Genomic DNA, 25,407 nt, shown 5'->3' on the forward strand with positions numbered 1-25,407 from the left:
CTTTACTCGAGTTAAGTATATAATGTTTTTCTTTACTTGTCAAGAGAAAATAAAAAAAAACTTTACAAAAGTTTTTTTAGTGGTTATAATTTAACTGAGGTGATAAAATGTCAACAATAAAAAATAGGTTAAAAGTTTTAAGAACTGAGAAAGGAATAACTCAAGATCAATTAGCCGAAGTTATAAATAAACGACTAAAGGAAAATGAGAAACCGATATCCAAAATGGTGATATCTAACTGGGAAAATAATAAACATACTATCAAACCAGAAAAAGCTCAGATTTTAGCTGATTTTTTTGGAATTAGTGTTTCTTCCTTACTAGGTTACGGTGATGAACTCATGACTTTCAATAGTGGAGCAGAGTTTGAAGAATATCGTAACAATTTTATCAAACGTATAAATACTAAGGAAAGACTTGAAAAGAAACTGGGTAAATCAACTGAACAGTATAAACTTGATAAAAAAAATATTGAAAAAATTGAACTTATAAAACAACGTATAAATCAAAAATACGGAACTAATTCTCACGGAATTCCTGCCTACGATGCTCTTGTAGCAGGTATTGGTGAAAACGACTTTTTTATACGATTATTTGATGCTTTACTAGATTTTGATGAACTAAAAGAAACGGAAATTTCCGACTTACTTTATAAGTACCTCATTTTAGATAACGATAGTAAACATCTAATACTAGAACTCATTAACAAATTACCACAATATAAAACTAAATCTTTATCAGAAAAAGATAATGACTAACAAGGAGTAACTAACATGGGATTTTTTGACACTGTAAAACAAGAAGGTAGTTTTTCTACTGCTTCTGGGGTAAATGGACTACACTACGTTGTCCTCCAGGTAACTTTGAAAGAAAAGTTTTTCGGCACTGGATCAGGAAACCTTACAGAATTAGAAGATGTTATCAATAAACAAGCTTCAAAAGGTTATCGCCTGCATACCATCACAACCGCCAATGGTGGAAGCAAAGGTTTAGGCGGTGGTGACCGTATTCAAGCCACTATGGTTTTTGAGAAGATTCTATAAAAATCCCCCATATTCGCCAATAGTGCCCCTATTTCTAAGGTCTATTGTGCAAAAACAAGGGAAAGTGAAAAATAGAAAATAATTATTGACAAAATAGCGTTTTTGACAATAATTAAAAAATTAAAAGGAACTATTATTGACAAAATAGCGTTTTTGACAATAATTAAAAAATTAAAAGGAGCTATTAATGACAAACTTACATTTTTGTCATTAATTAAATTTAGAGTATGGAGTATAAAAGTCTAAAAAAAATTTATTACAGTGAACGTAGTATTTATGAACAAGAATACTTACAAAGAATAAATGGATACGGCACCACAAAAACTACAATGTTTCCATATCTGATGAAGAAAGAGGAGTTCGCAACAAATGAATATCCACTATTTGTGGTACCAATTATGGAAATCCAACTTCTTTCCCAAAAAATCATTGAATTATCTTCTACTATTACAGATTTAGCTAATGATCTACCAGACGTTGCTCACCAACAATTTTATAATGAACAACTATTCAATGCCATTATTTCCACAAATGAAATTGAAGGTATTGGAACTACAAGAAAAGATGTAGCAGCTGCAATTGAAGCTCTTAACAAAGATAAAAAAGAAAAGCTGAAACACAAATCTACTGTCCGAATGTACCTAGATATACTTTCAGAAGATTATCTAAATATAACAGAACTAACTCATATTAGAGAAATATATAATGCTTTAACTAGCGGAGAAATTGAAGATGATGATGAACTTGATGGTGAACTGTTTAGGAGAAGCTATGTTTCTATTGTTAATAATCAAAATGGAAAGATAGAGCATATTGCGCCAGGTAAAGAAGAGACAATTAAGGAAATGCTACTTAGCTGGCTTCATTTCATCAATACAGAAAATGTTCCTTTCCTTATAAAAGCTAGTCTAGCACATTATTTTTTTGAAAACATTCATCCGTTTTATGATGGCAATGGAAGAACTGGCCGTTATATTCTATCTAAGTATCTTTCAAGAAAATTAGATAAATTTTCTGGTCTCATTATTAGTAAAAAAATAAATGAAGATAAAAACAAATACTATAAAGCATTCTCAGATACCGGAAACATCCTAAACAAAGCAGATGGTACTCAATTTGTACATACAATCTTACGTTTTATTATTAAGGGGCAATATGAAATAATAAATACACTAGCAGAAAAACAAGAAATGCTATACTATTATCATCAAAAATTGCAAGATAGTAGTTTCACTGATATCGAAGCAACGATATTATTTTTACTTATCCAGTCTCAATTATTTGTGTCAGATTTTGAAGCAAGCATTAACGACAATGAACTTTTGAATCTTTTACAACATACTGAATATTCTCAGAGAAGTCTAAAACAAACTATAAAAGATTTAGAAAAAAGTAAAATATTAATTAAAGTTGCGAAGCGCCCATTAAAACATGCAATAGTTGAAGAATTCTTTGATTATAGTGCAAAATAGTTAACACTATATATTTACAAATGACAAGTTAAGTTAAAAATTCTCGTAGCTCCTCGCATGGTATAAACTCAAAACCTTTTCTAATTGCTTGCCTGCTGATGGAAAAGGAGTAAACCATGAAGATTACACAACACACGAAAAAAGACGGATCAGCAGTATACCGCTCTAGTATCTATCTTGGTATCGATTCTGTAACTGGTAAGAAGGTCAAGACTACCATATCAGCACGAACAAAGAAAGAACTCAAAAACAAGGCCACCCAGGCTAAGGTAGAATTTGAGAAAAACGGCTCGACACGGAAACAACGCTCACATATAACAACCTATAGAGAACTTGTGGACTTATTTTGGCAAACCTACCAGCATACCATAAAGACTAATACACAGATAAAGATAAAAGGTTGCTTAAATAATTACCTCTTGCCCTCATTTGGTACTTACAAACTAGATAAACTTACTCCTGTTATTATCCAAACTAAGGTAAATAAATGGGCGGATGAGTACAATCAGGACGGAACGGGATATAAAGAATACAATCATCTTCATGCCTTAAATAAACGTATTCTACAGTACGGAGTTTCTATCCAAGCATTGGACAATAACCCTGCTCGAGATATTGTCATTCCTAGAAAGATAACAAGAGATAAGCAAGAAATTAAATACTTTCAAGATCAGGAACTTAAAAACTTCCTCTCCTATCTCGATAACCTGGGAAATACCTTTATCAATTTCTATGATACTGTGCTTTATAAAACGCTCCTAGCTACTGGTTTGCGTATTCGTGAATGTTTAGCCTTAGAATGGTCTGATATTGACCTGCAGAACGGAACTATTGATGTTAATAAAACACTCAACATCTTAAACCAGGTAAACAGTCCTAAGACAAAATCAAGCTATAGAGTTTTAGATATCGATCATAAAACAGTGCTCATGCTTCGTCTCTACCGAGCAAGACAAGCAGAAAACGGTAGAAACATTGGCTTAACCTATGAGAAAGTATTCTCTGATAGCTTTGACAACTATGTCAATACTCGAAAGGTTGATTATCGCCTACATAAGCACTTAAAAAACGCTAACTGTACTGATTTAGGTTTTCATGCTTTCCGACACCGCTAGTATCTTGCTTAATGCTGGCCTGCCATACAAGGAAATACAGACACGGCTTGGCCATGCAAAAATATCTGTAACTATGGACACTTACAGCCATTTATCAAAAGAGAACCAAAAAAGAGCAGTCTCATTCTTTGAAACTGCCCTCGAAAAAATAAAAAGTTCTTAAAAAAGTCCACAAAATGAAAAAAGCGATACATAAAACTCTTATGTATCAACGATTATAGAATGATTTCGGTATAATTGACTATTATACCGAATTTTTCGATTTTTTAAAAGAAAAAGGGGCTGGTAATGAACAATCCTCACCAACTCCCTGTCTTTCTAATTATTTAATCCCAATTCCGCCAATATTTGTCGTTTATAGGCAATTTTTTGAACTTCCTTGTCTTCGGTTTCAGACCAGTCGAGTTTGACTTCAGAAACAATCTGACCAGGGCGATTTTTCAAGATATAGATACGGTCACTAAGATTAAGGGCCTCCTCGATACTATGCGTAATGATGAGTGCCGTCAGGCCTAGCTGTTTATGAATCTCCAAATACCAGGCATGAAGTTCCATCTTAGTCATCTCATCCAAAGCGCTAAAGGCCTCGTCTAGAAGAAAGAGCTTGTGCCCGAAAAGGTAGGTACGGAGCAAAGCAACACGCTGGCGCATCCCACCACTAAGTTCATGAGGGTACTTATCCTTTACAGCCGTCAACTGAAAGGTAGCAAGGATTTCATCTGCTTTCGCAACAGCTTCTGCCTTATCCACTTTTTGAATCAAAAGGGGCAAAATGATATTGCCAAGTACCGTCTTGTGTTCCAAGAGCAGATCCTTTTGGAGCATATAACTCACACGCCCCTTGGGATTTTCCTCCCCATCAAGCACAATTCTACCTGACTGGACTTCTAAAATGCCTGCAATCAGGTTAAAGAGTGTGGTCTTTCCTACACCACTAGGGCCTAGGATAGAGACCACTTCACCTGAAGTCACTTGTAGGTTAATATCCTCTACAATCTTTTCATCATCGTAGGCGTAGCTTACGTGTTCTAGTCTAATTTCTGTCATTATTTTACAAATTCGTTGGTAAATCCTTTATCTGTCAAGTCTTCCTTGAGGATTCCATTTTCTTTATCCCATTTGTAGAAGGCATTCCAGCGATCCGCATCAAATTGTCCCCATTTTTCCTTGTCACTTGCATATTCTTTTGACAAGTATTTTTGAGATTCGATGACAAAGTCACGTTTATCTTTGAGTTCTGGGGCATTCTTGATTAGGATATCAGCCGCTTCTTCTGGGTGATCCATAGCGTATTGGTAACCTTTTTTGATAGCTTGGATGACTTTACGAGCTTCTTCTTTGTTGTCTTTCAGATAGTCGTTGTTTGCGATGATAACTGGTGAGTAGTAGTCAAACTCTTTGACATAGTCTTTCAAATACATAAAGTTGGCATCCACACCTTGAGATTTGGCAAGAAGTCCATCCCAACCGTAGTAAATCCAGGCAGCATCAAAAACGCCATTGGCAATCGGAGTGATCGAGTTTGAATCGTTGTTTGGTACTTTTTCAACCTTGTCAAAGTCTCCACCTTGAGATTCTACCAAGGTTTTCAGCATCGCAAGCTCAGTTGGGTCATTCCAAGTTCCGTATTTCTTGCCAACCAAGTCTTTAGGACTATTGATATTGTCAGACTTACGAGAGATAATTCCTGATGTATTGTGCTCAACGATTGCTGCAACGGCAGTAATTCCTGCCCCTTTTTCCAATTTCTTAGCCATGTAATCTTGGAAATAGACTGCAAATGGTGCCTTACCATTGATAACCAAGTCTGACGAACTTTCTTCTGGTGGCAATTTCAAATCAACATCCACTCCAGCTTCCTTGAAATAACCTTTTTCCTTAGCAACATAAAGCCCTGTGTGGTTGGTATTGGGTGTCCAGTCTAGGATAAAGTCAATTTTTTTGAGTTCTGCTTCTTTGTTGTCCTTAGAAGCAGTTCCTTGGCCACAAGCCACAAGCACGACAGCTAGAAGAGCTGTTACAAGCGTTAAAAACACTTTCCATGTTTTCTTCATTTTTATTTCCTCTTTTCTTTTTCTAAAACACTCTATTTTAAGTACGTTTCCATTTAATCACATATTTTTCACTGATATCGACTAGCTTCATACCCAGAAGACTGATCAGCGATACCAGAATAATAATCGCAAACATGGTATCATACTGAAACAGTTTTTTGGACTGAATCATGTAGACACCTAGTCCTTCAAAGCCTCCCAACCACTCAGACACAACTGTTGTGATAAAGGCATAGGAGACACTGACCCTCAGCCCTGCATAAAAGTAAGGCAGGCTGACAGGGATTTTAAAATGCCACAGGATTTGCCAAGGATTGGCTCGCATCAGACTAAACAAGGTCAGCATATCCTTGTCACAATGCCTAAAACCATCTAAAATACTGACGATGATAGGGAAGGTTGTCGTCAAGATAATCAAGACAATCTTGGGCAAAATTCCATAACCCAACCATAAAACTAGGATAGGGGCTATGGCAATGGTCGGTATGGTCTGGACAACCACCATCATGGGGTAAATCAGGTCATTGAGCCAGCCCAAACTATCCATAAGGACGGCCATAATACAGGCTATCAAGACACCCAAGACCAAGCCTAATATGGCTACTCTCAAGGTTGCCCAACTATGGTACCAGAGAAATTCTCTGTCACGAACAAAAGACTGGAGGATTTCAAGTGGTGTCGGCAGGATAAACTTTGGTAAGAGTTTTAAGAATCCCGCCACCTGCCAAACGGATAAGATGCCCAAAAAACCTAGCAGACTAATATGCCGTCTCATTATACTTTTCAAGTTTCTCATCGATGCTTAAAATCTCTCCTACATTTATTTTCACATTGGCAAAAACATTGTCTGCTCCTTGCCCCGCCACTTCTAACGCTTCTTTGAGAATGCGCATAAGCTCATCAAACTCTCCCTCTAAAACTGTTTCAAAGGGTGTCACCACCATGGTCACTTCTTGAGCTTGCAGATAAGCAATGACCTTATCAATTACAGCTATGCGGTCAATCCCCTGTGACAGGGGCAGAACTTGTAAAGCAATGCTTGCTTTCATTCAAACCTCCTTTTAATTTACAGTTTTTCTTTATGAAAAAAGAAAAACCTCTTTCATATATGAAAAAGGTGCAGAATTAGGCTAAGTATCGTTCCTACGCTGGCATTACCCAGATCAGGTGCGGTCGAAGTTTAACACTTCCTCTCAGACTGTACACAGACTCCCATATATTATATGGACATATGATAACGCAAAACAAACAAGATGTCAAGGAAACTGCTTACAGAAAAAGAGACGGCAAACCGTCTCTTTCTCTAATTATACAGATGAACTAGCTCTTTCAATTAAAGCATAGGGGCGAATAACTGAGCTACTTCTTTGATTAATGTTTGATACCAAGTAGGCTTGATTGTTCCAGGAAAAATTTCTTGCGACTCTTCAAAAATGTCTTCAAAATCATTGCGAATAGTTGCAATGGATGGTGTTTCATACAATAAAACTGCATTTTCATAGTGGTGAACCAAGCTGCGATAATCAAGGTTTATGGTTCCAACAACCGCAAATCGATCATCAACAATCATTTGCTTACTATGGATAAAACCAGGAGTATACTCATAGATACGTACACCAGCAGACAAAAGATCAGGATAAGACCCTCGAGTTACTAACTGGATGAGCTTTTTATCTGGGATAAATGGAGTTATAATTCTCACATCTACACCTCGCATGGCTGCATTTTTTATATCCTCTGTCAAATCATAATCAATAATGAGATAAGGCGTGGTGATATAGACAAAATCTTCCGCTTGATTAATCAGATTTTGATAGACGATTTTACCCACCTTCATTTTATAGATAGGCTTAGGGCCACTTCCATATGGGATACAAAGACCACCACCTGGTCGTGTCTGATTTTCCAAATGATATTGATCAAAATCACTAATTTCTCCACGGTTGATGTACCAGTTCATGAGAAATAGTCTGGTAAAGGCTTGAGTCGCCGGACCATCTATCCGAATCCCACTATCTTTCCAGTGTCCAAAACGTTCAATCTGATTGATATATTCGTCTGCAAGATTAATCCCGCCAGTATAGGCAATCTGCCCATCAATAACCAAAATCTTACGGTGGTCACGGTTATTGTAGGCCACTGTCATACGAGGAATCACCTTATTAAACTTATGAGCATCAATCCCTTTAGAACGCAAATGAACGGTATAATCCCCAGGCAAGGTCACCATACAACCAATATCATCGTAGAGCATCTTGACCTCGACTCCCTGAGCAGCTTTTTCTTCAAGAATTTCAAGCATACTATCCCACATCAAACCTTCGTCAACAATGTAGTATTCTAGAAAAATAAATTTTTCAGCCCTCTTCAAATCCTCGAGCATCTGTTGCCACATTTCTTCTCCATTAGCAAAGAATTGTGAGTCTGTATGGTCATAAACCTCTGCATTACTATCCATATGTAACAAGGCATTGATAATACCGTAGGCAGATTTATCAGTTTCTTGTAGGATCTGATGAAGACTATGCTCTCGCTTTTCATGAGATGCAATGGAACGAAGTTCCTGCAGTTGTTTGAATTCCTTTTTTGATAACCGACGCTCACCAAACATGATATAAAGTAAGGGACCAAAAACAGGGACAAAAGTGACAATCAACCAAGTCACCTTGCTCTCAGGAGACATGGAACGATTAACAATGGCTAAAACAGTTGCCACACTGACAAGAAATACAAGAGTAACCCAAACAAATGGAGCAATCTGACTCATGTAAAGAATGACTGCAAAAACTACAAATAATTCTATCAGAATTATCGCAATGCTAAAACCATACTTGGACATCAATAGTCGCAATTTTCTAGTTCCCATAACTCCCCCTCAATTTCTAAGTCTACTCCCTAATTTAACGTCTGAAAACGCTTGTTACCTTCTAGTATACTTAGTTTAGAAGAACTTAGCAAGTCTTTTCTGTTTAGGCCGATAGTTCTCCAACTGAGGTGAACAATAAAAAGCAGGCCACATACATGCCTGCTCTTATATTACAATTTTAATGCCAACATATTGACCGTCATACCAGCTGCAGTTCCCATCAAGAAGATGGTATCTCCTTCTTTTAAATAGCCATGATCGAGTGCATAAGCCAAACCAAAAGGCACAGAAACTGAAACCATATTTCCATAATCACTAACAAGGTTAAGGTATTGTTCTTCATCAACACCTAGTTTTTCCATAACCAGAGGAAGAGCACGACTAGCTTGGTGGGGAATGATGTAGTCTACATCCGCTAGAGCCAACTGTGTTTTCTCTTGAAACTCTTCAAACATACCTGGGATTTTACGAGCTGACAAAAGTAAAATTTTCTTGCCCTTCATATCAAACATAAAATTTGTCTTGGTCTCTTCAGAGTATTCTTTTGGTTGATATGAAGTCAGACCTCCACGGATCTCCGTATCGTGAGCTCCCTCTGACCAAGTACGTTGAAGACTCGCAATTACTCCCTTATCCTTATCACTTGATTGGAAAATAAAGGCAGCCGCTCCATCACTAAAGAGTTCATAACTTTCTTTTTGCTTTGGATTAAGACCCAGGCTACCAACTTCACTGGATACAATCAAAACACGACGGTATTCCCCAGCTTCAATCAAATGTGACATGGTTGATAAAGCAGAGATAAAACTTGTACAAGTCGTATTGATATCCATAGCTGGGATAGAGAGCCCTTTTGCCACGCGCTCATGGATCAAGGCTGCCGTACAAGGAATCGGCTGAACACCTACCGCACTAGCTGATACAAGGCAATCAATATCTTCGATTTTTAAATTTGCCTTTTCAAGGGCACGCTGAATCGCTACTTCTGCTAGATCTAGCTGGGTTTCTTCATTTTCAACCACACGATAACGGGTCTGGTCTTTAAATTTCACCGTATTTTTTGGAAGGCATACTCCATAGCCTGCGATTTCTAGATGTCTTTTTACTTCTGTCATAATCTTTTGTCCTTTCATAAACGTTGGATACGTTTGAGCTTACGACTTGTATCCCAGTGATAATCAGAAAATTGTATTTCAGGTTCTTTAAACTCTTTTTGTTGCGCCAAAAGTCGGAACTGCTCTGTGATTGCTGTTTCTACTTGCTCATCTCTTCGACTCAAACAAACTTCCACTAGCTTCTCAGAGTGTTGCTTGACTTGATAATCTCCAACATTCTCCACAAAGAGAATGCAACGTCTGATAAAATCAGGATAAATCGTTACCTGACCTCCGTCATGTCCTTCAAAGTAGAAGATATCATCAGAACGACCTTCGACCTTGTCAATCCTTGTGTAATGGGAGCCACATGGGCAAGGATTAGGATTTTCAACTAAAATATCATTGAGCTGGTAGCGATAAACAGGCTGACTGCTTCGCTTAAAATCAGTAATGACTGGATAAAAACGTCGGTCATCCAAGTAGTGTTTTTCCACAAAAATGATGTCTTCATTGAGATGAAGATTCCCAGCAGAGCAAGTACAAGCTAGGAAACCTTCGGTTGCTTGATATACTTGGTCAATAATCGGCAACTCAAAAGCGCTCAAAATTCGCTCTTTATCACTATCTTCTAAGATTTCAGCCACCGAAACGATTTTTTGTGGGTGAATGACTAACTCCCCATCTTTTAGACGCTTGCTCAATTCAATCAACATAGAAGCAGGTGCCACTACAATAGTCGGTTGATAACTATTGAGACGCTCTATATGCTCATCTGTATTCTTGAAAATATCAAAGTACTCTAAACGAATAAGTGCCGTATTGATGGTCTGATAGAGTTCATTATCCGCTCTGAGGAAAAAGGCTATGCGGTGCCCAAAAAGTTGGCCCTTGGGCAACATCTTTGCCAAGATAGCTGCTGCCCACATACTTCTCTCTTTTTCAGTTGTGATAAAAAGTCCCCGGTGTCCAGATGTTCCAGAAGACAGCCCAACAGCTATTTCCCCTTTAAGCTCTGTAAAATTTCGAGTCTTTTCACTTTCGATAGCCAAAGCCAAGGCCTCGTCTCGATCCACTCCTTGGGTGTTGAGCTCATTGAAATGACTCATCATAAAAGCCTTATCCATATGGTCAAAGTCACTAGGTACACCATTTTTAAAATAAGGTGACTCACGTTTGAGAAAGTCCATATAGGCAGCCAGTTGCTTTTTCTGATAGTTTTCTAAAGCTTCTCGAGACTTAAAATTATGAAGCCAACGAGTTTGGAAAAAAGTTTTAAGAAAGGTTATTTTTTTCATATAAAATCCGCTCAATCCTTTCTACAGGGTCATGGCTAACTAGCACTTCTATACCATCTTTTAAAACCTCTTCCAAGAGCTCTGTTCCTTTGATATAGTCAGCCTTACTATCTTGCACCAAGGAAGGAATCAGATGCATCTGTTTCGTATAGGGTAAAAGGTCAATTCCCCAACAAAGATCTGCTGCGATGAAGAGATGATAGTCTGGCATAAAGAGACAGGCTTGCCCCTTAGCATGCCCATCAATAGAAGCTACAAGGATGCTGCCGTCTCCAAAAAGATCGATGGTAGGGCGATACTTAAAGTTAGCATTTTGCTGATCCGCCTTAATAACAGTCAACCTTTCCTCAAAAGTAGTCGGCAAAAATTCTTTAAAAATTAAATCTTTTAGTTTTGGTTTTTTATAAACATCATAGACTTCCTGGGTCAGGATAAAGTTTGCATTCGGAAAGAAGCTAGCCCCTCCCAGATGATCTGGATGTAGATGAGATAACAAGACATAGTTGATTTCTTCTGACTTGATCCCTTTATCTTTTAGCAAGTGCGAAATCTGATCTTTCTCCGTCATTTGAACTGGCGTCCCTAGACGGTACAAGCCATAACGAAGTTTCCTCTTAATATCATAGTGATAGCCAGTATCATAAAGCAGATAACCCTTTTCTCTATGCTTAATTAAAAAGACACCCGCTGGAAAAGTCATCTTTCTATTCTTGACACCCTTAAAAAGCAAACCGGCATAACTCGTACAATATCCGGCTGGGAAATACTCAATGCTTTCGATAATCTTGGACATATTGTTCAATTCCTTCTGAAATACTAATTTTCGGATGATAACCCAAATCCCTCTCAGCCTTTCTAATATCCAGCGTTTGACTATAGCGAAGCAGATAATAGGTATATCGAGTTAGAGGTGGCTCCCCTTTAAGGTTCAAGGTCTTGTATATAAATTCTAAACTACTTGTAATTCCTGATAAGAGAGATGCTGGAATTTTTCTATATTTGATTGGATAACCCAGACCTGTCAAACTTTCCTCTAGCAAATCTCTAAAAGCCCTCGGTTCACCATTAGTAATGTTATAAACCTCACCTTTAGCTTCTGGAGCTTCTATGGCCAAACGGATTGCCAGAGCAACATTTTCCACACAAGTCATGTCCATGAGCTGACGCCCATCCCCAATCAAAGGAATTCCTATTTTTTGACTCAGATTAATTACTCGTGGCAAAATACTGGTATCCCCAATCCCAAAAAGCCCACGAGGTCTCAGGATGATACTAGGAACATCTGAATAATCTTTAAAGAGTTTCTCCGAAGCCAATTTACTACGGATATAGTTATTGAGATTATTTTCCTCTGGAGCATCACTTTCTTTAATACCAAGTTGATCTTTGGGTGCAGCATAGATACTAGGTGAGGATACATAGACTAAACGCTGAATCCCAGCTTGGCGACAAGCTTCGAGAACATATTTAGTTCCTAAAACATTGGCCTGATAAAAATCTTCCCAAGGACCCCAAACTGTTGACAGGGCTCCCGCATGAACGACCAGATCCATCCCCTTGCAAGCCTCTAGCACATCATCAGCTTTGGTCAAATCACCCTGAAAAAAACTAACCGAAGAATTCTCTAAAGAGCAACCAACCTTACTGTTTCTACCAAAAGCTCGAACCTGATAGCCATGCTCGACTAATTCTTCAACGACATATTTACCCAAGAAACCTGTCGCTCCAGTTACTAAAACTGTTTTCATTTTTCTTTCTCCTTATCCGCTAGCAGACGATGGATTTCGCTCTCTAACATTTCCGTCGGATGATAAGACTGTGCTGCTTGGCGCAAAGTCTCTAATTCTGGCCAATTTTCTTTAGTTAACAGCTCCTCAAAGGCCTGCCCAATCTCCTTGCTATTATCTCTTTTAGCTGAGAAAGCAACACCGGCTTCAACCCCACGAACGGCATAATCAAATTGATCATAATCATGAGGTAATATCAAAGCTGGTTTACCATAAATAATGCACTGATAAAAGATACCTGCTCCACCATGATGAATGACATAGTCCATCAGAGGAATGTATTCCTTGTAAGGAAGATAAGAAACAAGGGACAGATTCTCCATCAGATTTTCACATTGGAAGGCCTCTCCACCTACACCACGAGTTACAAAAAAGTGACAATCAGGATGAGCTTTTGCAAGTTGCTTAGCTTGATAAATAAGATTTTCTTTTGCCCAAGCTAGTTGTGTCCCACAAGTCATCAAAACTTTCTTTCGCTCCATAAAAAGAGACAAATCTAAAGGATAATCCTCTCCTGCCTCAACTGAAGCACCAGAAGGACCAACCCACTTGTAGTGTTTTGGAAATCCCTTTTTTAATTCTACTTCTTTCATACCAATACCTAAGATAGAATAGGGAGAATAAATAGTTTCTTGGCCTTTCTGATTGTAAAGTTTAAAATGATAACGCCTTAAGCGGTCTCGTAATAAAAAAGTTACTATCCGCTTCCCCAAATGAGTTATTTTTCTTGCAAGAAACTGTTCTAAAACCTGCCAGCTATTCCGGGGAGTCTCCATTCCTCCAAAGAAACAAGGAGGTCCATCTGTCGTTTCAATCGCAAACTGGGTCGCCATAGTTGTTATCCACGGAATCCCCATCTGCTCAGCTACAAGGCCACCAGATAGTGTGATAAAGTCCACTATAACAATATCCGGACGATGATTTGTCCATTCTTGGATTAATTGGTCCGAAACTAGGTTTATCAAATCAAGACTAGCAGACAACTGCCGATAGGCTGAAAAAATTCCTAATTGCTCAGAGTTATTGGCTGCACTTTCAAACTCTTCAATATGATCTTCAAGTATGGTAACTACATTAAAACCTGCAGCCTCTGCAACAGCTTTTTTCTGGGGACCTGTAAATAAACGTATCTCATACTGAGGATTGTCTAATAGAGGTAGTAATAAATTCATAGTTGGATACAAATGTCCACTTAAAGGAACAATCACAACATCGATTTTGATTTTCTTCATAATCCTAGCATATCAAATTTTCCAAAAAAGAACTATCACGAGGATAGTTCTTCTTAAATATTATTGGTTTTAAATTATAGGAATAGTGTTTGATTTCCTAATACATTATTTGAATATTCGGGAGGAATTCGTAATGTAAGAATCTTAAATTTACTATCCCTAAAAAATTCTAAAGTAGCTTTGCTTAGAATAATTCCTTATAGAAAGCAATGGTTTCTTCCAAAGTTGGCATGAATGGATTACCTGGTGCACAAGCATCAATCAAGGCATTCTTAGAAAGGTATTCAAAGTCAAAGTCTTTTTCTTCGATACCAAGTTCTGTCAATTTCTTAGGAATACCGACAGTTTCAGAAAGTTTTTCAATTTCAGAAATAGCATAAGCCGCACATTCCTCATCTGATTTTCCTTCGATTTGCATACCCAAGGCCTTAGCAACATTACGGAAGGCTACAGGTACACGTTTGGCATTTTCACGCTCAACGACTGGCAAAAGCATAGCACAGCAAACGCCATGAGGCAAGTTATAGACAGCACCCAATTGGTGAGCCATTGAGTGAACATAGCCGAGTCCAGCATTGTTAAAGCTCATTCCTCCAAGGAAGATAGCATTAACCATACCTTCACGAGCTTCAATATCGTGTCCGTTTTCTACTGCACGTGGAAGATATTCTTTGATCAGCTCGATAGCTCCGATAGAGAGTTTCTTAGTCACATCATAAGCACCTGGTGTTACCAAAGCTTCAACAGCGTGAGTAAGAGCATCCATACCCGTAGCAGCAGTCAAAGCTTGAGGTTTTGAAACCATCAATTCAGGGTCATTAACAGAGATAAGAGCAAGACTGTTCTTATCAACCATTACCATTTTAACCTTACGTTCTTCATCAGTGATAACGTAGTTGATAGTAATTTCTGCTGATGTACCTGCAGTAGTATTGATAGCTACAACAGGAAGGCCTTTTTGAGCAGACTTATGCAAACCTTCATAATCCTGTGGCTTACCGCCATTAGTAGCGATTACAGAAATACAGCTAGCTGCATCCTGTGGAGAGCCACCACCGACAGAGATGATAAAGTCACAGTTATGCTCTTTCAAAGCAGCGACCCCATCCATGACATTTTTACAAGTAGGGTTAGGTTCAACATCACTAAAAATAACATAAGCAATTCCTTCATCATCTAAAGGTTTTAAAATTTTTGGCAAGATATCACTTGATTCGATATACTTATCCGTCACCAAAAGAGCTTTAGTATAACCCAACTCCTTAACATAAGGACCAACTTCATTTACCACACCTTTACCAATAAGGTTGACTGCTGGAACGTAAAATGTTGCCATATTTTTTCCTCCTTGCGTTTTTCACGCTTCATATTTAGGTTAATTATATAATATATTTCCTATATTTTCAAATATTTGTGATTTTTTTAACAAATAAGTCGCAAAGGAAGGGAGTGGGAAGCCCCACATCCTCCTTATTTTTTTACAAAACGCCTTTTTCAGGATAATATTTCCATAAAGAGCACTTTCTCCAGTTTGAATCACTAAATAAGCTTTCTCTGCCTGATCGTAAAATTCAAAACGTTCAAACTCTTTGATAGATGCACCTGTATGATACTTGCCTAGTAAGGTTTTATATTCATCCTAAATATCTGGAATCGTTGGATCTCCTGATACAACCTGCATAAGGCCTGCTTGATAGTCACTGTATGTATCGAGAGGTAGTAGTTGCAAAATAGCATCCAAAATCACAGGAACTCCATGACCATCACAACGAACAACGCGTTGTCCGATCATGTGAGCTGGGAAATTTGCATCAGCTATCACTAGCTCATCTCCATGTTCCATCTCCATTAGATACTTAACTAGCTCTGGGATAATAATTTTAGGAATATTCTTTAACATTTACTCCCCCTTCTCTACTAATGACTTGAAAAACTGTTGACTAGTTTCGACGTTATCCAAATCTTCTACTGCATAACTTTTCAGTAATTCTGATTGTCGAATGAGGTTTTGTGCTTCCTCTCTTGATTGAACAATTCCCAAAGTCAACAATTGAGACAAAACATTTATGCGAGATTCTTTGGTAAGACTATAATTAAAACTAAAGTATATAATTCCTTTCATACTAAAACGAGTATTTAACAAGATACATATTTTTTCCTTATATAAAAATCACCGATTCAACCCATTATGATTGAATCGGTGATATATTTTATTTCTTACTAAAATTTTATGTTCCTAATACAGTTAAGGACTATTCCAGGGTTAATAATACGACAAAAATAGAGTCCATAATTCAAAAAGTTGTTTTATCCCTTGCTAAAATATCAAAAATGAGAGGCCCCGATGGACTCCTTTCAAATTGAAATTCATTCATCATTCTACAGCAGTTGACACAGTGAAAAAAAGATTCATAACAAGTAAAAAAAGAACAACTAGTGTTCTTACTCATGTAACATTTATCGGGAAGACAGGATTCGAACCTGCGACACCTTGGTCCCAAACCAAGTACTCTACCAAGCTGAGCTACTTCCCGAGTTAAATAGAAAAATGCACCCTAGAGGAGTCGAACCTCTAACCGCCTGATTCGTAGTCAGGTACTCTATCCAGTTGAGCTAAGGGTGCTCTTTATATGCCGAGGACCGGGATCGAACCGGTACGATCGTTACCAATCGCAGGATTTTAAGTCCTGTGCGTCTGCCAGTTCCGCCACCCCGGCCTCTCTAAGCGAACGACGGGATTCGAACCCGCGACCCCCACCTTGGCAAGGTGGTGTTCTACCACTGAACTACGTTCGCATCGACCTCTTGGTTATATTAAAAAATGCCGGCTACATGACTTGAACACGCGACCCTCTGATTACAAATCAGATGCTCTACCAACTGAGCTAAGCCGGCTTATTTCTATTATGCGGGTTAAGGGACTTGAACCCCCACGCCGTTAAGCGCCAGATCCTAAATCTGGTGCGTCTGCCAATTCCGCCAAACCCGCAATGATGACCCGTACTGGGCTCGAACCAGTGACCCATTGATTAAAAGTCAATTGCTCTACCAACTGAGCTAACGAGTCTAAAATAACTTTCGTTATCTTAAACGGTCCCGACGGGAATCGAACCCGCGATCTTCGCCGTGACAGGGCGACGTGATAACCGCTACACTACGGGACCTATGGGAGTTAACGGGATCGAACCGCTGACCCTCTGCTTGTAAGGCAGATGCTCTCCCAGCTGAGCTAAACTCCCTTTAGCTAAGCGACTTCCTTATCTCACAGGGGGCAACCCCCAACTACTTCCGGCGTTCTAGGGCTTAACTTCTGTGTTCGGCATGGGTACAGGTGTATCTCCTAGGCTATCGTCACTTAACTTTGAGTAATACCTACTCAAAATTGAATATCTATCAAATTTCAAGAAAACCTTCGCTTTCGTATTCTCAGTTACTTTGGATAAGTCCTCGAGCTATTAGTATTAGTCCGCTACATGTGTCGCCACACTTCCACTTCTAACCTATCTACCTGATCATCTCTCAGGGCTCTTACTGATATAAAATCATGGGAAATCTCATCTTGAGGTGGGTTTCACACTTAGATGCTTTCAGCGTTTATCCCTTCCCTACATAGCTACCCAGCGATGCCTTTGGCAAGACAACTGGTACACCAGCGGTAAGTCCACTCTGGTCCTCTCGTACTAGGAGCAGATCCTCTCAAATTTCCTACGCCCGCGACGGATAGGGACCGAACTGTCTCACGACGTTCTGAACCCAGCTCGCGTGCCGCTTTAATGGGCGAACAGCCCAACCCTTGGGACCGACTACAGCCCCAGGATGCGACGAGCCGACATCGAGGTGCCAAACCTCCCCGTCGATGTGAACTCTTGGGGGAGATAAGCCTGTTATCCCCAGGGTAGCTTTTATCCGTTGAGCGATGGCCCTTCCATACGGAACCACCGGATCACTAAGCCCGACTTTCGTCCCTGCTCGAGTTGTAGCTCTCGCAGTCAAGCTCCCTTATACCTTTACACTCTGCGAATGATTTCCAACCATTCTGAGGGAACCTTTGGGCGCCTCCGTTACCTTTTAGGAGGCGACCGCCCCAGTCAAACTGCCCGTCAGACACTGTCTCCGATAGGGATCACCTATCTGGGTTAGAGTGGCCATAACACAAGGGTAGTATCCCAACAGCGTCTCCTTCGAAACTGGCGTCCCGATCTCTTAGACTCCTACCTATCCTGTACATGTGGTACAGACACTCAATATCAAACTGCAGTAAAGCTCCATGGGGTCTTTCCGTCCTGTCGCGGGTAACCTGCATCTTCACAGGTACTAAAATTTCACCGAGTCTCTCGTTGAGACAGTGCCCAAATCATTACGCCTTTCGTGCGGGTCGGAACTTACCCGACAAGGAATTTCGCTACCTTAGGACCGTTATAGTTACGGCCGCCGTTTACTGGGGCTTCAATTCATACCTTCGCGTTACCGCTAAGCACTCCTCTTAACCTTCCAGCACCGGGCAGGCGTCACCCCCTATACATCATCTTACGATTTAGCAGAGAGCTGTGTTTTTGATAAACAGTTGCTTGGGCCTATTCACTGCGGCTGACTTAAAGTCAGCACCCCTTCTCCCGAAGTTACGGGGTCATTTTGCCGAGTTCCTTAACGAGAGTTCTCTCGCTCACCTGAGGCTACTCGCCTCGACTACCTGTGTCGGTTTGCGGTACGGGTAGAGTATGTTTAAACGCTAGAAGCTTTTCTTGGCAGTGTGACGTCACTAACTTCGCTACTAAACTTCGCTCCCCATCACAGCTCAATGTTATAGAACTAAGCATTTAACTCAATTCACACCTCACTGCTTAGACAGACACTTCCAATCGTCTGCTTTAGTTAGCCTACTGCGTCCCTCCATCACTACATACTCTAGTACAGGAATCTCAACCTGTTGTCCATCGGATACACCTTTCGGTCTCTCCTTAGGTCCCGACTAACCCAGGGCGGACGAGCCTTCCCCTGGAAACCTTAGTCTTACGGTGGACAGGATTCTCACCTGTCTTTCGCTACTCATACCGGCATTCTCACTTCTATGCGTTCCAGCACTCCTCACGGTACACCTTCTTCACACATAGAACGCTCTCCTACCATACCTATAAAGGTATCCACAGCTTCGGTAAATTGTTTTAGCCCCGGTACATTTTCGGCGCAGGGTCACTCGACTAGTGAGCTATTACGCACTCTTTGAATGAATAGCTGCTTCTAAGCTAACATCCTAGTTGTCTGTGCAACCCCACATCCTTTTCCACTTAACAATTATTTTGGGACCTTAGCTGGTGGTCTGGGCTGTTTCCCTTTCGACTACGGATCTTAGCACTCGCAGTCTGACTGCCGACCATAATTCATTGGCATTCGGAGTTTATCTGAGATTGGTAATCCGGGATGGACCCCTCACCCAAACAGTGCTCTACCTCCAAGAATCTCTAATGTCGACGCTAGCCCTAAAGCTATTTCGGAGAGAACCAGCTATCTCCAAGTTCGTTTGGAATTTCTCCGCTACCCACAAGTCATCCAAGCACTTTTCAACGTGCCCTGGTTCGGTCCTCCAGTGCGTCTTACCGCACCTTCAACCTGCTCATGGGTAGGTCACATGGTTTCGGGTCTACGACATAATACTAAAGCGCCCTTTTCAGACTCGGTTTCCCTACGGCTCCGTCTCTTCAACTTAACCTCGCATCATATCGTAACTCGCCGGTTCATTCTACAAAAGGCACGCTCTCACCCATTAACGGGCTCGAACTTGTTGTAGGCACACGGTTTCAGGTTCTATTTCACTCCCCTCCCGGGGTGCTTTTCACCTTTCCCTCACGGTACTGGTTCACTATCGGTCACTAGGGAGTATTTAGGGTTGGGAGATGGTCCTCCCAGATTCCGACGGGATTTCACGTGTCCCGCCGTACTCAGGATACTGCTAGGTACAAAGACTATTTTAAATACGAGGCTATCACTCTCTTTGGCTGATTTTCCCAAACCATTCTTCTATAGTCTTTGAGTCCACATTGCAGTCCTACAACCCCGAAGAGTAAACTCTTCGGTTTGCCCTCCTGCCGTTTCGCTCGCCGCTACTAAGGCAATCGCTTTTGCTTTCTCTTCCTGCAGCTACTTAGATGTTTCAGTTCACTGCGTCTTCCTCCTCATATCCTTAACAGATATGGGTAACAGGTAGTACCTGTTGGGTTCCCCCATTCGGAAATCCCTGGATCATCGCTTACTTACAGCTACCCAAGGCATATCGTCGTTTGTCACGTCCTTCTTCGGCTCCTAGTGCCAAGGCATCCACCGTGCGCCCTTATTAACTTAACCTTATTTTCTGACCTTTCAGTCATAAACTCTTATTAATACTACAGCGTTTTCGGTTTATTTTCTTGTTACTATTTGATATAGATATTCAATTTTCAATGTGCATTACTTGGTGATCTCTCACCAATGGAGCCTAGCGGGATCGAACCGCTGACCTCCTGCGTGCAAAGCAGGCGCTCTCCCAGCTGAGCTAAGGCCCCACAAGACCTCTCAAGACTAAACAAGACCAATGTGCTTTCCTTATCCTTAGAAAGGAGGTGATCCAGCCGCACCTTCCGATACGGCTACCTTGTTACGACTTCACCCCAATCATCTATCCCACCTTAGGCGGCTGGCTCCTAAAAGGTTACCTCACCGACTTCGGGTGTTACAAACTCTCGTGGTGTGACGGGCGGTGTGTACAAGGCCCGGGAACGTATTCACCGCGGCGTGCTGATCCGCGATTACTAGCGATTCCGACTTCATGTAGGCGAGTTGCAGCCTACAATCCGAACTGAGACTGGCTTTAAGAGATTAGCTTGCCGTCACCGACTTGCGACTCGTTGTACCAGCCATTGTAGCACGTGTGTAGCCCAGGTCATAAGGGGCATGATGATTTGACGTCATCCCCACCTTCCTCCGGTTTATTACCGGCAGTCTCGCTAGAGTGCCCAACTAAATGATGGCAACTAACAATAGGGGTTGCGCTCGTTGCGGGACTTAACCCAACATCTCACGACACGAGCTGACGACAACCATGCACCACCTGTCACCTCTGTCCCGAAGGAAAACTCTATCTCTAGAGCGGTCAGAGGGATGTCAAGACCTGGTAAGGTTCTTCGCGTTGCTTCGAATTAAACCACATGCTCCACCGCTTGTGCGGGCCCCCGTCAATTCCTTTGAGTTTCAACCTTGCGGTCGTACTCCCCAGGCGGAGTGCTTAATGCGTTAGCTACGGCACTAAACCCCGGAAAGGGTCTAACACCTAGCACTCATCGTTTACGGCGTGGACTACCAGGGTATCTAATCCTGTTTGCTCCCCACGCTTTCGAGCCTCAGCGTCAGTTACAAGCCAGAGAGCCGCTTTCGCCACCGGTGTTCCTCCATATATCTACGCATTTCACCGCTACACATGGAATTCCACTCTCCCCTCTTGCACTCAAGTTAAACAGTTTCCAAAGCGTACTATGGTTAAGCCACAGCCTTTAACTTCAGACTTATCTAACCGCCTGCGCTCGCTTTACGCCCAATAAATCCGGACAACGCTCGGGACCTACGTATTACCGCGGCTGCTGGCACGTAGTTAGCCGTCCCTTTCTGGTAAGATACCGTCACAGTGTGAACTTTCCACTCTCACACTCGTTCTTCTCTTACAACAGAGCTTTACGATCCGAAAACCTTCTTCACTCACGCGGCGTTGCTCGGTCAGACTTCCGTCCATTGCCGAAGATTCCCTACTGCTGCCTCCCGTAGGAGTCTGGGCCGTGTCTCAGTCCCAGTGTGGCCGATCACCCTCTCAGGTCGGCTATGTATCGTCGCCTTGGTGAGCCGTTACCTCACCAACTAGCTAATACAACGCAGGTCCATCTGGTAGTGATGCAATTGCACCTTTTAAGCAGATATCATGCAATATCTACTGTTATGCGGTATTAGCTATCGTTTCCAATAGTTATCCCCCGCTACCAGGCAGGTTACCTACGCGTTACTCACCCGTTCGCAACTCATCCGGAGAAGCAAGCTCCTCCTTCAGCGTTCTACTTGCATGTATTAGGCACGCCGCCAGCGTTCGTCCTGAGCCAGGATCAAACTCTCATTAAAAGTTTGAGTTCTCACTCATTTCTGTCACTGACAGATTTATTGTTTTTTTCATTGTTCAGTACTACAACTTCAGTTGTAGTGCCCTGCACATTGGTTCGTCTTGTTCAGTTTTCAAAGGTCTTTGTCACTCACTTCTCTCAAGCGACAACTATATTAGTATATCACAGCCGCTTTCGCTTGTCAACACTTTTTTGAAACTTTTTTTAATTTTTTTCATCTAGTGTTTCATCTGTAACATACTATAGTCCGTACGGGATTCGAACCCGTGTTACCGCCGTGAAAAGGCGGTGTCTTAACCCCTTGACCAACGGACCAGAGTTGTTATTTTCAACTCTTACTATTATACCGACTTTTCTAACTTTGTCAACACCTTTTTTAACTTTTTTTTCAATTCTACTGAATTACTTCCTGTAACTCTTTCAGCATGGCTTTGCGTCCCTTGAAACGCTCATCTGCCCAGAGGCGTTCATAGGCTTCTTGCTTATCTTGTGGTAACTTTCTTCTATAACTATCCAACAATTCATGAAGGGCGTAGTAATCATCCAGCCACAATCCTCCTTCTGGTAGGCGATGGCTAATCTCGCCTACTTCTTCATAGGCCATACGGTCCAGGCGACGTTTTTGACTCTCTTGTTTTCTGACGCTATCTAGGATTCGATTGCGAAATTTTGTTTTGAAGTAGACGTAGAGCTTCTTTTCCTCTTCCACTAATTCTGGATGAGCCTCGAGGAGTTCATAGAGACAGATCAGTCCTTCTTGATCCCAATCCTCTTTTTCCCACAGGTGGAGATAATAATCTTTTCGGCATCTATGGACAATTCCTTTTACTTTCTCATAATACTTTTCAAGCATTTACTTTCCCCCTTTTCTCTGCTTGTAGTATAGCAGAGAAAGAGGGAAAGAAGGGCTTTGATTTCTGTCTTGTGTTTTTTCAAGTCCAAGGTGTATCAGGAAATATGCATACTGACAAGTGAGAATAAAAAAAGACAAAGATTCGAATCCTTGTCTTTTATCTTTTAAACGTTTTAGCGAAACAAATCTACAATGGTATCCCAGACAGTCTGAGCTTTTTCTTTAATTTTAGCATCCGAAAATGCTCTTCCTGCTTCATCGACCAGATTTTGCGCCCGTCCACGAATATCTGATAGTATATCATCAGACTGTGCACTAGTGTCACTTGTAGTTTGTTTAGGTGCGTTTTCTGGTGCAATGCCATTCATTTTATAAGCATTTTCAACTGTAAAAGTACTTCCTGGTGTATAAGGAAGAATTGTTTCTGCCATACTTCTAAAAATGTGAGCAGCTCCATTCGAAGTCGAACCTGCTAAATAGTGATTTTCATCAGTAGTAGGGAAACCAAGCCAGTGGCTAATGACTAGATCAGGTGTATATCCAATCACCCATTGATCACTCGTATATTCTGGATTGAAGGCAGCCTCTGTCGTTCCGGTTTTTCCAGCCATAACGTAATCATCTGGAGACGAACTTATCCCTGTACCATTTGTAAAGGTTCCGAGCATCATACTTGTCATTTTATCAGCTACCGATTTGTCAACTACTCGTTTTTGAGTGTTTTTATGAGTAGCAATCACTTGACCACTAGCATTTTCAATACGAGTGATAAAGTGAGCGTCTGGCATGAGTCCTTCATTTGCAAACACTGCGTAGGCTTGGGCCATCTGAAGAGGGTTCGTTTCTACGCCACCACCTAAAGCCACTCCAAGCACATGATCTACATCGCTCATGTTTAGACCAAACTTTTCACCCGCTTCAAAGGCTTTATCTATTCCAAGCTCTTTAACAGTAGCTACTGCAGGTAAATTTAAAGATTTTGCCAAAGCTTGATACATGGGTACTTCTCGTGACGTCTTGATTCCTGCGTAGTTGTCTACTTTATAATCACCATATTGCATGGTATGATTATCCAACTCCTTATTAAGAGACCAGCCTGCCTCAACCGCTGGTGTGTATACTATCAAGGGTTTAATAGTAGACCCTGGACTTCTTTTGGATTGGGTTGCATAGTTAAAATTTCTGAAACCTGCTTTATCATCCCCGGCCACTCGACCAACAACTCCTCGAACTCCACCTGTTTTTGGTTCTAATGCGACACTACCAGACTCTGCATGTGTTCCATCTTCAGCTGTCGGAAAGAGAGAAGTATTTTGGTAGATAACCTGCATATTTGCTTGGTAATTTTGATCTAGCTCCGTATAAATTCGATAACCGTTATTAACGATTTCTTCCTCTGTTAGATTATACTTTTCAATAGCTTCATTAACAACTGCATCAAAATAGGAAGGATAACGGTAGTCTGATATTTTCCCTTCATAACTATCTTTCAACTGAGAAGCCATATCAACACTTGCTGCTTCTGCTTCCTTATTTTTATCAAGATAGCCGGCAACCACCATATTTTGCAAGACAGTATCTCTTCGATTAGTTGAATGCTCAATAGAATTCAGAGGATTGTACAATTCTGGGCCTTTAAGCATACCTGCTAAAGTGGCGGCTTCATCAAGAGTTAATTCCGATGCCAAAACACCAAAGTACTTTTTACTAGCATCTTCAACACCCCAAACTCCATTACCGAAGTAGGCATTGTTCAAATACATGGTTAGAATTTCTTTTTTACTGTATTTTTTGGTTAATTCTAAAGCAAGAAAGAATTCTTTGGCCTTTCTCTGTACAGTTTGATCTTGTGAAAGATAAGCATTTTTCGCCAACTGTTGGGTAATTGTAGATCCACCACCCGAGCGACCAGCTGTTAGGATAGCTAGGAAAAAACGACCATAGTTAATGCCACTATTTTTATAGAAGCTTCTATCTTCTGTCGCAATAACAGCATTCTGCAAATCTTCACTAATTTCCGAGAGCTCAACGTAAGTTCCTTTTTGGCCTGACAAGGCACCAGCCTCATTCTCTTCTCTATCAAAAATCACCGTTCGTGTTTTCAAAGCATTCTGCAAGTCTGTAACATTTGTCGATTTAGCCAAGGCAAATAGATAAACCCCAACAAACAAGCTTGCACTTAGTCCAAGAATTAGAAAGATTTTGGTCAGATGATAGCGACGCCAAAATTTTCGAATAGGTCCGACTTGCCCAGCTTTCTTTCGCCCACCTCTTGACCTTCTTAAATTAGTCGAGGTATTTTCTTCATTATTAACTTCATCGATTTCTATTTCTGCCATTTCAGATTCTTCTTTTTTAAATAAAGAAAGAAACTTTTCAAATAATGTATCTAATTTCATGCGTTTATTTTATCATCTTCCCCTTAGGAAGACAAGAATTTAGCTAGTTTCCCTATCCAAAT

The 25,407-nt window shown here is 40.7% G+C and carries 17 protein-coding genes, 11 tRNA genes, 3 rRNA genes and 2 pseudogenes; 4 read left to right on the forward strand and 29 right to left on the reverse strand.

Annotated features, from left to right (window positions below; all coding sequences use genetic code 11):
• Window positions 1–107: 107 nt before the first annotated feature.
• From AXE83_RS11470 to AXE83_RS09725, 4 genes and pseudogenes are all read left to right on the forward strand, one after another.
• Window positions 108–758, forward strand: coding sequence for a helix-turn-helix transcriptional regulator (locus tag AXE83_RS11470; RefSeq protein ID WP_083501016.1), 651 nt, complete (start codon window positions 108–110; stop codon window positions 756–758).
• 15 nt (window positions 759–773) lie between these two features.
• Complete coding sequence (locus AXE83_RS09715) at window positions 774–1,043, forward strand: DUF4177 domain-containing protein (RefSeq protein WP_000505375.1); 270 nt, start codon at window positions 774–776, stop codon at window positions 1,041–1,043.
• A gap of 329 nt (window positions 1,044–1,372) precedes the next feature.
• Window positions 1,373–2,515, forward strand: coding sequence for a Fic family protein (locus tag AXE83_RS09720; RefSeq protein WP_060956405.1), 1,143 nt, complete (start codon window positions 1,373–1,375; stop codon window positions 2,513–2,515).
• A 116-nt stretch (window positions 2,516–2,631) separates the two neighbouring features.
• Window positions 2,632–3,793 (forward strand): annotated as a pseudogene (locus AXE83_RS09725) (tyrosine-type recombinase/integrase).
• Window positions 3,794–3,948: 155 nt separating this feature from the next.
• On the opposite strand, the gene AXE83_RS09730 reads toward AXE83_RS09725, so the two are convergent.
• From AXE83_RS09730 to pbp2a, 29 genes and pseudogenes are all read right to left on the reverse strand, one after another.
• Window positions 3,949–4,677 (reverse strand): ABC transporter ATP-binding protein, encoded by a 729-nt coding sequence (locus AXE83_RS09730; protein ID WP_060956283.1) that lies wholly within the window; start codon window positions 4,675–4,677, stop codon window positions 3,949–3,951.
• On the reverse strand, window positions 4,677–5,684 hold the full coding sequence (locus tag AXE83_RS09735; protein WP_060956284.1) for an ABC transporter substrate-binding protein: 1,008 nt from the start codon (window positions 5,682–5,684) through the stop codon (window positions 4,677–4,679). The genes AXE83_RS09730 and AXE83_RS09735 overlap by 1 nt, the downstream gene beginning before the upstream one ends.
• Window positions 5,685–5,721: 37 nt before the next feature.
• Entirely contained in the window at window positions 5,722–6,480 is a 759-nt protein-coding gene (locus AXE83_RS09740; protein WP_060956285.1) for an ABC transporter permease, read from the reverse strand.
• Entirely contained in the window at window positions 6,443–6,733 is a 291-nt protein-coding gene (locus AXE83_RS09745) for a thiamine-binding protein (RefSeq protein WP_000647682.1), read from the reverse strand. The genes AXE83_RS09740 and AXE83_RS09745 overlap by 38 nt, the downstream gene beginning before the upstream one ends.
• A gap of 284 nt (window positions 6,734–7,017) precedes the next feature.
• On the reverse strand, window positions 7,018–8,550 hold the full coding sequence (gene cls, locus AXE83_RS09750; RefSeq protein ID WP_060956286.1) for a cardiolipin synthase: 1,533 nt from the start codon (window positions 8,548–8,550) through the stop codon (window positions 7,018–7,020).
• Between the two features lie 170 nt (window positions 8,551–8,720).
• Window positions 8,721–9,665, reverse strand: a complete 945-nt coding sequence (locus AXE83_RS09755) for a 3-oxoacyl-[acyl-carrier-protein] synthase III C-terminal domain-containing protein (RefSeq protein ID WP_060956287.1) — start codon at window positions 9,663–9,665, stop codon at window positions 8,721–8,723.
• Window positions 9,666–9,679: 14 nt separating this feature from the next.
• Window positions 9,680–10,942 (reverse strand): F390 synthetase-related protein, encoded by a 1,263-nt coding sequence (locus AXE83_RS09760; protein ID WP_060956288.1) that lies wholly within the window; start codon window positions 10,940–10,942, stop codon window positions 9,680–9,682.
• On the reverse strand, window positions 10,920–11,735 hold the full coding sequence (locus AXE83_RS09765) for an MBL fold metallo-hydrolase (protein ID WP_060956289.1): 816 nt from the start codon (window positions 11,733–11,735) through the stop codon (window positions 10,920–10,922). Before AXE83_RS09765 ends, AXE83_RS09760 begins: the two co-directional genes overlap by 23 nt.
• Window positions 11,710–12,690, reverse strand: a complete 981-nt coding sequence (locus AXE83_RS09770; protein WP_060956290.1) for an NAD-dependent epimerase/dehydratase family protein — start codon at window positions 12,688–12,690, stop codon at window positions 11,710–11,712. Before AXE83_RS09770 ends, AXE83_RS09765 begins: the two co-directional genes overlap by 26 nt.
• The gene (locus AXE83_RS09775; protein ID WP_060956291.1) at window positions 12,687–13,961 is read right to left on the reverse strand and encodes a nucleotide disphospho-sugar-binding domain-containing protein; all 1,275 of its coding nucleotides are present in this window, start codon (window positions 13,959–13,961) and stop codon (window positions 12,687–12,689) included. Before AXE83_RS09775 ends, AXE83_RS09770 begins: the two co-directional genes overlap by 4 nt.
• Window positions 13,962–14,145: 184 nt before the next feature.
• Window positions 14,146–15,297 carry an iron-containing alcohol dehydrogenase gene (locus AXE83_RS09780; RefSeq protein ID WP_049503855.1) on the reverse strand — a complete coding sequence of 384 codons (1,152 nt, stop codon included), beginning with the start codon at window positions 15,295–15,297 and terminating at the stop codon, window positions 14,146–14,148.
• A 153-nt stretch (window positions 15,298–15,450) separates the two neighbouring features.
• Window positions 15,451–15,861, reverse strand: a pseudogene (locus AXE83_RS09785) (RbsD/FucU family protein); the annotation flags it as partial.
• Window positions 15,862–16,083 (reverse strand): hypothetical protein, encoded by a 222-nt coding sequence (locus AXE83_RS09790; RefSeq protein ID WP_049503858.1) that lies wholly within the window; start codon window positions 16,081–16,083, stop codon window positions 15,862–15,864. It lies immediately after the preceding pseudogene.
• Between the two features lie 338 nt (window positions 16,084–16,421).
• Window positions 16,422–16,495 (reverse strand) — tRNA-Pro (locus tag AXE83_RS09795).
• Between the two features lie 15 nt (window positions 16,496–16,510).
• Window positions 16,511–16,584: transfer RNA gene (locus tag AXE83_RS09800), tRNA-Arg, on the reverse strand.
• A gap of 8 nt (window positions 16,585–16,592) precedes the next feature.
• Window positions 16,593–16,678: transfer RNA gene (locus AXE83_RS09805), tRNA-Leu, on the reverse strand.
• Window positions 16,679–16,685: 7 nt separating this feature from the next.
• A tRNA-Gly gene (locus AXE83_RS09810) sits at window positions 16,686–16,757 on the reverse strand.
• 26 nt (window positions 16,758–16,783) lie between these two features.
• Window positions 16,784–16,856 (reverse strand) — tRNA-Thr (locus tag AXE83_RS09815).
• A 12-nt stretch (window positions 16,857–16,868) separates the two neighbouring features.
• A tRNA-Leu gene (locus tag AXE83_RS09820) sits at window positions 16,869–16,950 on the reverse strand.
• Window positions 16,951–16,955: 5 nt separating this feature from the next.
• A tRNA-Lys gene (locus AXE83_RS09825) sits at window positions 16,956–17,028 on the reverse strand.
• Window positions 17,029–17,052: 24 nt separating this feature from the next.
• A tRNA-Asp gene (locus AXE83_RS09830) sits at window positions 17,053–17,125 on the reverse strand.
• A gap of 2 nt (window positions 17,126–17,127) precedes the next feature.
• A tRNA-Val gene (locus AXE83_RS09835) sits at window positions 17,128–17,200 on the reverse strand.
• 4 nt (window positions 17,201–17,204) lie between these two features.
• Window positions 17,205–17,320, reverse strand: a 5S ribosomal RNA gene (gene rrf / locus AXE83_RS09840).
• Between the two features lie 76 nt (window positions 17,321–17,396).
• Window positions 17,397–20,300 (reverse strand): 23S ribosomal RNA (locus tag AXE83_RS09845).
• A 124-nt stretch (window positions 20,301–20,424) separates the two neighbouring features.
• A tRNA-Ala gene (locus tag AXE83_RS09850) sits at window positions 20,425–20,497 on the reverse strand.
• A 50-nt stretch (window positions 20,498–20,547) separates the two neighbouring features.
• Window positions 20,548–22,094 (reverse strand): 16S ribosomal RNA (locus AXE83_RS09855).
• The 16S, 23S and 5S rRNA genes sit together here with 11 tRNA genes alongside, the layout of an rRNA operon.
• 242 nt (window positions 22,095–22,336) lie before the next feature.
• Window positions 22,337–22,408 (reverse strand) — tRNA-Glu (locus tag AXE83_RS09860).
• 79 nt (window positions 22,409–22,487) lie between these two features.
• Entirely contained in the window at window positions 22,488–22,946 is a 459-nt protein-coding gene (locus AXE83_RS09865) for a sigma-70 family RNA polymerase sigma factor (protein ID WP_060956244.1), read from the reverse strand.
• 173 nt (window positions 22,947–23,119) lie between these two features.
• Window positions 23,120–25,345, reverse strand: coding sequence for a penicillin-binding protein PBP2A (gene pbp2a / locus AXE83_RS09870; RefSeq protein WP_060956292.1), 2,226 nt, complete (start codon window positions 25,343–25,345; stop codon window positions 23,120–23,122).
• Window positions 25,346–25,407: the final 62 nt, after the last annotated feature.

It is taken from the genome of Streptococcus sp. oral taxon 431 (assembly GCF_001553685.1).
Classification (GTDB): Bacteria; Bacillota; Bacilli; order Lactobacillales; family Streptococcaceae; genus Streptococcus.

Excerpts from the sequence above, each read along its gene's own strand:
- AXE83_RS11470 (WP_083501016.1), top strand. The coding sequence starts at position 108 with ATGTCAACAATAAAAAATAGGTTAAAAGTTTTAAGAACTGAGAAAGGA.
- AXE83_RS09715 (WP_000505375.1), top strand. The coding sequence starts at position 774 with ATGGGATTTTTTGACACTGTAAAACAAGAAGGTAGTTTTTCTACTGCT.
- AXE83_RS09720 (WP_060956405.1), top strand. The coding sequence starts at position 1,373 with ATGTTTCCATATCTGATGAAGAAAGAGGAGTTCGCAACAAATGAATAT.
- AXE83_RS09730 (WP_060956283.1), bottom strand. The coding sequence starts at position 4,677 with ATGACAGAAATTAGACTAGAACACGTAAGCTACGCCTACGATGATGAA.
- AXE83_RS09735 (WP_060956284.1), bottom strand. The coding sequence starts at position 5,684 with ATGAAGAAAACATGGAAAGTGTTTTTAACGCTTGTAACAGCTCTTCTA.
- AXE83_RS09740 (WP_060956285.1), bottom strand. The coding sequence starts at position 6,480 with ATGAGAAACTTGAAAAGTATAATGAGACGGCATATTAGTCTGCTAGGT.
- AXE83_RS09745 (WP_000647682.1), bottom strand. The coding sequence starts at position 6,733 with ATGAAAGCAAGCATTGCTTTACAAGTTCTGCCCCTGTCACAGGGGATT.
- cls (WP_060956286.1), bottom strand. The coding sequence starts at position 8,550 with ATGGGAACTAGAAAATTGCGACTATTGATGTCCAAGTATGGTTTTAGC.
- AXE83_RS09755 (WP_060956287.1), bottom strand. The coding sequence starts at position 9,665 with ATGACAGAAGTAAAAAGACATCTAGAAATCGCAGGCTATGGAGTATGC.
- AXE83_RS09760 (WP_060956288.1), bottom strand. The coding sequence starts at position 10,942 with ATGAAAAAAATAACCTTTCTTAAAACTTTTTTCCAAACTCGTTGGCTT.
- AXE83_RS09765 (WP_060956289.1), bottom strand. The coding sequence starts at position 11,735 with ATGTCCAAGATTATCGAAAGCATTGAGTATTTCCCAGCCGGATATTGT.
- AXE83_RS09770 (WP_060956290.1), bottom strand. The coding sequence starts at position 12,690 with ATGAAAACAGTTTTAGTAACTGGAGCGACAGGTTTCTTGGGTAAATAT.
- AXE83_RS09775 (WP_060956291.1), bottom strand. The coding sequence starts at position 13,961 with ATGAAGAAAATCAAAATCGATGTTGTGATTGTTCCTTTAAGTGGACAT.
- AXE83_RS09780 (WP_049503855.1), bottom strand. The coding sequence starts at position 15,297 with ATGGCAACATTTTACGTTCCAGCAGTCAACCTTATTGGTAAAGGTGTG.
- AXE83_RS09790 (WP_049503858.1), bottom strand. The coding sequence starts at position 16,083 with ATGAAAGGAATTATATACTTTAGTTTTAATTATAGTCTTACCAAAGAA.
- AXE83_RS09865 (WP_060956244.1), bottom strand. The coding sequence starts at position 22,946 with ATGCTTGAAAAGTATTATGAGAAAGTAAAAGGAATTGTCCATAGATGC.
- pbp2a (WP_060956292.1), bottom strand. The coding sequence starts at position 25,345 with ATGAAATTAGATACATTATTTGAAAAGTTTCTTTCTTTATTTAAAAAA.